Annotated in this window: 6 protein-coding genes and 1 tRNA gene; 5 read left to right on the top strand and 2 right to left on the bottom strand. The window is 70.7% G+C overall.

Annotation, left to right across the window (positions count from 1 at the left end):
* Positions 1-171 precede the first annotated feature (171 nt).
* From ACGFMP_RS09300 to ACGFMP_RS09315, 4 genes are read left to right on the top strand one after another with little or no spacing between them, the layout of a single operon-like run.
* The gene (locus tag ACGFMP_RS09300) at positions 172-1,101 is read left to right on the top strand and encodes a branched-chain amino acid ABC transporter permease (protein WP_393671321.1); all 930 of its coding nucleotides are present in this window, start codon (positions 172-174) and stop codon (positions 1,099-1,101) included.
* A gap of 5 nt (positions 1,102-1,106) precedes the next feature.
* Positions 1,107-2,987, top strand: coding sequence for a branched-chain amino acid ABC transporter permease (locus ACGFMP_RS09305; RefSeq protein WP_393671389.1), 1,881 nt, complete (start codon positions 1,107-1,109; stop codon positions 2,985-2,987).
* 8 nt (positions 2,988-2,995) lie between these two features.
* A complete protein-coding gene (locus ACGFMP_RS09310; protein WP_393671322.1) occupies positions 2,996-3,859 on the top strand; it encodes an ABC transporter ATP-binding protein in 864 nt (287 codons plus the stop codon).
* Entirely contained in the window at positions 3,856-4,572 is a 717-nt protein-coding gene (locus tag ACGFMP_RS09315; RefSeq protein WP_393671323.1) for an ABC transporter ATP-binding protein, read from the top strand. Before ACGFMP_RS09310 ends, ACGFMP_RS09315 begins: the two co-directional genes overlap by 4 nt.
* A gap of 93 nt (positions 4,573-4,665) precedes the next feature.
* Here ACGFMP_RS09315 and ACGFMP_RS09320 read toward each other — a convergent pair whose 3' ends face one another.
* Positions 4,666-5,238 (bottom strand): ANTAR domain-containing response regulator, encoded by a 573-nt coding sequence (locus tag ACGFMP_RS09320; protein WP_393671391.1) that lies wholly within the window; start codon positions 5,236-5,238, stop codon positions 4,666-4,668.
* 213 nt (positions 5,239-5,451) lie between these two features.
* Between ACGFMP_RS09320 and ACGFMP_RS09325 the strand changes: the two genes are divergently transcribed.
* Positions 5,452-5,524: transfer RNA gene (locus ACGFMP_RS09325), tRNA-Leu, on the top strand.
* Between the two features lie 51 nt (positions 5,525-5,575).
* On the opposite strand, the gene ACGFMP_RS09330 is transcribed toward ACGFMP_RS09325, so the two are convergent.
* Positions 5,576-6,049, bottom strand: coding sequence for a PaaI family thioesterase (locus tag ACGFMP_RS09330; protein WP_393671324.1), 474 nt, complete (start codon positions 6,047-6,049; stop codon positions 5,576-5,578).
* Between the last annotated feature and the right edge of the window lie 270 nt (positions 6,050-6,319).

The following is a 6,319-nucleotide window of genomic DNA, read 5'->3' on the forward strand; positions in this document are numbered from 1 at the left end:
TGGTGTGGCTTGAATGGCGGTCTATAACGCGGTCCCCCCCCCCCCCCCCCCCGGGGGCCGGGGGGCCCCCCCCCCCCCCCCCCGCGGCCCGCACCCCCGCGTGTCCCCGTCAGGGGCGCCGCACCACCGTCCCCGCTCCCCACCTGCTCTCAGCGACATGGAGGCCATGCGGTGCACACCCTGCCGCAACAGCTGGCCAACGGGCTGTTCATCGGCTCGATGTACGGGCTCATCGCCATCGGCTACACGATGGTGTACGGCATCGTCCAGCTCATCAACTTCGCCCACGGCGAGATCTACATGACCGGCGGGTTCGGCGCCCTCGCGGTCTACACGAACCTTCCCGACGGCATGTCCATCTGGGCGGCCCTGCCGCTCATGCTGGCCGGCGGCGCCATCGTGTCCGTACTGATCGCGGTGGGCGCGGAAAGACTCGCGTACCGGCCGCTGCGGCACGCCCCACGACTCGCGCCGCTGATCACCGCCATCGGCCTCTCGCTCGCACTCCAGCAGGCAGTCTTCCTGTGGTATCCCGACGCCACCAGCGGCAAGCCCTTCCCGACGCTGCCCGGCGGCCCCTTCCACGTCGGGTCCGTCGACATCCAGAGCGGTGACATCTTCCTGGTCGTCGCCGCCGTGGTCTGCATGGCGGGACTCGCCGCCTTCGTCCGCACCTCGCGCACCGGCCGCGCCATGCAGGCCACCGCGCAGGACCCGGACACCGCGCAGCTCATGGGCATCGACACCAACCGCATCATCGTGATCGCCTTCGCCATCGGCGGCTTCTTCGCCGCCGTCGCCGGCCTCGCGTCCGGCCTCAAGTACGGCCAGATCAAGTACGACATGGGCTTCCAGGCCGGTCTGAAGGCCTTCACCGCCGCCGTGCTCGGCGGCATCGGCAACATCTACGGCGCCATGCTCGGCGGCCTCGTCCTGGGCATCGCGGAATCCTGCGCCTCCGCCTACATCTCCAACATCCCCGGCATGGAGCAGCTGGGCGGCGGCAGCTGGGCCAACGTGTGGGCCTTCGTCCTGCTCATCATCGTCCTGCTGGTCAGGCCCCAGGGCCTGCTGGGCGAGCGCGTCGCGGACAGGGCGTGATCGCGATGACCGACCTCTCCACCGACGCGGCGGCCATGACCGTCACCACCCCGGGCGCCCGCTGGACCCAGCCGTACATCCCGCTGCCGCTCAACGCCGCCCGGCTGCTGACACTGGTCGGCGTGGTCGCCTCGATCGCCTCGACCTTCATGTCCTGGACCTACACCACCGAGTTCCCCGGTGACCTCACCGTCAGCGGGTATCCGGGCGGCCTCCAGATCATGACGCTGATCGGCGCCATCATCACCGGCGTCGTCGCGCTCGGCGCCTTCGAGGTCAAGGGCCTGGCCTGGCTCAACCCCAGCCGCTCGAACAACTCGGTGCTGCTGCTGGCCGTCGGCACCCTCGGCACCACCTGGTACACGGTGATCGACATCGCCGCCAAGCTCGGCGGCCTGGCGAACCTCGACCCCGGCGCCTTCGTCGCCGCGGTCGGCAGCCTCGCCCTCCTCGCCGGCGCGCTGGCGCTGCCGATCGACCGCCACCCGCGCGACGAGGAGGACGCCGAATACGTCGAACTCGGCTCCTTCGGCCGTTTCGCGCTGATCGTCGCCGCCTACCGCTGGCTGCGCGAAGTGCGGGTCAGCCACGGCGACATCAAGGTGCCCGACCCGCGCCGGCTCAACGTGTGGCTGCAGCGGGCGGCCATCGTGGCGGTCTTCGCCGCCGGGCTGAAGATCCTCACCTTCGGCCTGGCCACCACCTACAGCGACATCTTCATCGGCTACATGATCGTGGTCGCCTTCGGCTTCTGGGGCCTGGGCGCGGCAGGTCTGCTGCGGCAGTTCCAGCAGCTCACCCGGGAGAACCGCGTCTTCTCCTCCAGCGTCGGCATCCTGGCCGCCATCGCGTACCCCTTCGCGCAGAACAACGAGCACTGGGCCAACCTCGGCGTCAGCGTCCTGATCGTCGGCACCGTCGCGCTCGGCCTGAACATCGTCGTCGGCCTCACCGGCCTGCTCGACCTCGGCTACGTCGCCTTCCTCGGCGTCGGCGCCTACACCGCGGCACTGGTCTCCGGCTCCCAGTACTCGATCTGGTCCGGCGTGCAGTTCCCGTTCTGGGCCGCGGCGCTCACCGGTGCCGCCGCCGCCCTGGTCTTCGGCGTCCTCATCGGCGCACCGACCCTGCGGCTGCGCGGCGACTACCTGGCCATCGTCACCCTCGGCTTCGGTGAGATCTTCCGGATCGTCGTGAAGAACCTCGACGGCGTCAGCGGCCCCCAGGTCACCAACGGCCCGAACGGCATCGCGCAGATCCCGGACCTGTCGATCTTCGGGTACAACCTCGGCACCTCGCACGACATCGGCTCCTTCACCCTGGGCCGGTTCGCCAACTACTACCTGCTGATGCTGGTCATCACCGTGATCGTGGTGCTCGTCTTCACCCGGGCCTCCGACTCCCGCATCGGCCGCTCCTGGATCGCCATCCGGGAGGACGAGACCGCGGCCACCGCCATGGGCATCAACGGCTTCCGGGTCAAGCTGGTCGCCTTCGCGCTCGGCGCCTCGCTGGCCGGCCTGGCCGGCACGGTCAGCGCGCACGTCACCAACAGCGTCGTGCCCGACCCGTACGTCTTCTCCGGCTCGGTGCCGCCGAACTCCGCCTTCCTGCTCGCCGCCGTGGTCCTGGGCGGCATGGGCACGGTCAGCGGCCCGATCCTGGGTGCGGCCCTGCTCTACGTCATCCCGGAGAAGCTCGACTTCCTCGCGAAGTACGAACTCTTCGCCTTCGGCATCGCCCTGGTCCTGATCATGCGCTTCCGGCCCGAGGGCATCATCGCCAACCGGCGCAGGCAGCTGGAATTCCACGAGGACGAGGCCACCACGCCCGGCAGCCGCACCCTCGGCGACGACACCGTCTCCGCCGGCACGGCAGGGGCGTGAAGGACACCATGACCACCACCATTCCGCACCAGCCCACCCCGGAGCAGGCGCCCGACAGCGGCCCGCTGCTCCAGGCCAGCGGCGTCGTCATGCGGTTCGGCGGCCTCACCGCCGTCCGCGACGTCGACCTCACCGTCAACACCGGCGAGATCGTCGGCCTGATCGGCCCCAACGGCGCGGGCAAGACCACCTTCTTCAACTGCCTCACCGGCCTGTACGTCCCCACCGAGGGCACCGTCAGCTTCCGCGGCGAGGTGCTGCCGCCCAAGCCGCACCTGGTCACCAAGGCGGGCATCGCCCGCACCTTCCAGAACATCCGGCTGTTCGCCAACATGACGGTGCTGGAGAACGTCCTGGTCGGACGGCACACCCGCACCCGCGAAGGCCTGATGTCCGCGCTCGTCCGCGGCCCCGGCTACCACCGGGCCGAGGCCAGGTCCCGGGCCAGGGCGATGGAGCTGCTGGAGTTCACCGGCCTGGCCGCCAAGGCCGACCACCTGGCCCGCAACCTGCCCTACGGCGAGCAGCGCAAGCTGGAGATCGCCCGTGCGCTGGCCAGCGAGCCGGGGCTGCTGCTGCTCGACGAGCCCACCGCGGGCATGAACCCGCAGGAGACCAGGGCGACCGAGGAACTCGTCCTCGCGGTGCGCGACCAGGGCATCGCCGTCCTCGTCATCGAGCACGACATGCGGTTCATCTTCAACCTGTGCGACCGGGTCACCGTCCTCGTCCAGGGCGAGAAGCTGGTCGAGGGCACCTCCGAGGTCGTACAGCAGGACGAACGGGTCATCGCCGCCTACCTCGGCGAACCCTTCGAAGGGGCGCCCGAGGACGGGCAGAACACGACCGGCGAGCAGGAGAACGACCGATGACCGCACTGCTCGAAGTGGAGAACCTGCGCGTCGCGTACGGCAAGATCGAGGCCGTCAAGGGCATCTCCTTCTCCGTCGAGGCCGGCCAGGTGGTCACCCTGATCGGCACCAACGGCGCAGGCAAGACGACCACGCTGCGCACCCTCAGCGGTCTGCTCAAGCCCACCGGCGGCAAGATCCTCTTCGACGGCAGGTACCTCACCAGGGTCCCGCCGCACAAGATCGTCTCGCTGGGCCTCGCCCACTCGCCCGAGGGCCGGCACATCTTCCCCCGGCTCACCATCGAGCAGAACCTGCAGCTCGGCGCCTACCTCCGCAAGGACGCGGCCGGCATCACCAAGGACATCGAGCGCGCCTACGAGCTCTTCCCGATCCTCGGCGAACGCCGTAAGCAGGCGGCCGGCACCCTGTCCGGCGGCGAGCAGCAGATGCTCGCCATGGGGCGGGCCCTGATGTGCCAGCCGAAGCTGCTCATGCTCGACGAGCCGTCGATGGGCCTCTCGCCGATCATGATGCAGAAGATCATGGCCACCATCGTCGAGCTCAAGGCGCAGGGCACCACGATCCTGCTCGTCGAGCAGAACGCCCAGGCCGCCCTGTCGCTCGCCGACCAGGCCCATGTGATGGAGGTCGGCTCCATCAAACTCTCCGGCACCGGCCAGGACCTGCTGCACGACGAGGGCGTCCGCAAGACCTACCTCGGCGAGGACTGACCCCGGCCCGGCCACGACCGAGGGGCTGCACCCGACACCGGGTGCGGCCCCTCGGTCGCGGTCGGCAGCAGGACCGGCGCCGCCGGCCGGGTCCTACTCGGCGACCTCTTCGATCACGGCCTGCGCGACCGCCTGCATCGACATCCGCCGGTCCATCGACGTCTTCTGGATCCAGCGGAAGGCCGCGGGCTCGGTCAGCCCGTACTTGGTCTGGAGCACGCTCTTCGCCCGGTCCACCAGCTTGCGGGTCTCCAGCCGCAGCGACAGATCCGCGATCTCCGCCTCCAGCGCGCGCAGCTCCTGGAAACGGCTCACCGCCATCTCGATCGCCGGCACCAGATCGCTCTTGCTGAACGGCTTCACCAGATACGCCATGGCCCCGGCGTCCCTGGCCCGCTCCACCAGCTCCCGCTGCGAGAACGCGGTCAGCATCAGCACCGGCGCCAGCTTCTCGCCCGCGATGCGCTCCGCCGCCGAGATCCCGTCGAGCACCGGCATCTTCACGTCCAGGATCACCAGGTCGGGCCGGTGCTCCTCGGCGAGCTTGACCGCCGTCTCGCCGTCCCCGGCCTCGCCGACGACGGAGTAGCCCTCCTCCTCCAGCATCTCTTTCAGGTCCAGCCGGATCAGCGCCTCGTCCTCGGCGATCACGACCCGGGTGGTCAGCGGAGGTACGTGGGTCTGCTCCTGCTCCCCGGCGGACCGGTCGTCGGGCTGCGTGCCGGACCTGTCGTCGGGCTGCTTGTCGGGCTGAGCGGCGGACTCGTCGGGGGCGCTCACGGTGCTCCTCGTTTCAGGCGGGGTGCTGCTCCTAGAGCCTACCTAGCTCCGCTAAGGTTGGACCACGCCAGGCCCGCTGCGGGCCTGCGCTGCGAAGGAGCCCCGGTAGCCCAGCGGAAGAGGCAGTGCTCTCAAACAGCATCCAGCGTGGGTTCGAATCCCACCCGGGGTACTCACCTTCGCCCAGGTCCACCAGGACCCGATCGGGTCACACCGGCTCCGCTCAGGCCGTCGCTGCGGGCCCCGAGGGGCGGAGCATGCAGGTCAGGCGGGCGGTGCAGACCCGCTTGCCCGAGCTGTCGTCGGTGATCACGACCTCGTAGGTCGCCGACGACCGGCCGCGGTGCACCGGGGTGGCGGTGCCGGTGACCAGCCCCGAGCGCATGCCCCGGTGGTGCGTGGCGTTGAGGTCGACACCGACCGCGAGCTTGCCGGGCCCGCCGTGCAGCATCGCCCCGACGGACCCCAGGGTCTCGGCCAGGACGGCGGAGGCGCCGCCGTGCAGCAGCCCGTACGGCTGGGTGTTGCCCTCGACCGGCATCGTGCCGACCACCTTGTCGGGCGACGCCTCCAGGATCCTGATGCCCATCCGCTCACCCAGGTGCCCGGCGGAGAAGAGCGCCTGGAGGTCGATGCCGAGCCCGGCGTACTGCTCCAGGATCTCCTGCGGGAAGCGGGTGACGGTCTGCTCGCCCATGCGGTCGGCTCCGATCGGCCTTAGTCGCTGCGTTGTCCGGTGGGGGGGGGGGGGGGGGGGGGGGGGGGGGGGGGCCCCCCGGGGGGGGGGGGGGGGGGGGGGGGGGGGGGGGGCGGGGGGGGGGGGGGGGTGGGGGGGGTGGTGGGGGGGGGCCCGGGGGGGGGCCCGGCGGGGGGGGGTGAGCAGGGTGCGGGTGCCGTGCTGGGTGAGCAGTCGGGCGATGGTGGTGGGGAGTTCGGTGGCTGTGGTGCGGTGGACGTTGGCGCGGTA

It is taken from the genome of Streptomyces sp. NPDC049040, from assembly GCF_043197715.1.
GTDB lineage: Bacteria > Actinomycetota > Actinomycetes > Streptomycetales > Streptomycetaceae > Actinacidiphila.